This is a genomic window from Paenibacillus sp. F024, assembly GCF_057814255.1.
In genome coordinates, this window is sequence record NZ_JBVASZ010000101.1 from 1 (window position 1) to 453 (window position 453).

1 rRNA gene is annotated in these 453 nt (G+C 50.3%); it reads left to right on the forward strand.

The annotated features are described in order from the left end of the window. Window positions 1–150: 150 nt before the first annotated feature. Window positions 151–453: ribosomal RNA gene (locus ACZYR9_RS27560) — 23S ribosomal RNA — on the forward strand; the annotation flags it as partial.

The following is a 453-nucleotide window of genomic DNA, read 5'->3' on the forward strand; positions in this document are numbered from 1 at the left end:
GCCTGCCTTGCAAGCAGGAGGTCAGCGGTTCGATCCCGCTTGGCTCCACCATCAAAAGTTTGTTCCTTGAAAACTGGATATCGAAACAAAGCAATAAATGCTGAATCATCCTTAGATCTTTTGATCTATAACTAAGTGGGAAACCACATTGGTTAAGCTAATAAGAGCACACGGAGGATGCCTAGGCACCAGGAGCCGAAGAAGGACGTGGCGAACGACGAAATGCCTCGGGGAGCCGTAAGCAGGCTTTGATCCGGGGATGTCCGAATGGGGAAACCTGCGTATCATAATAGATACGTACCATGCAGTGAATACATAGCTGCATCGGAGGCAGACGAGGGGAACTGAAACATCTAAGTACCCTCAGGAAAAGAAAACAAAAGTGATTCCGTCAGTAGCGGCGAGCGAAAGCGGATTAGCCCAAACCAGGGGGCTTGCCCCCTGGGGTTGTGG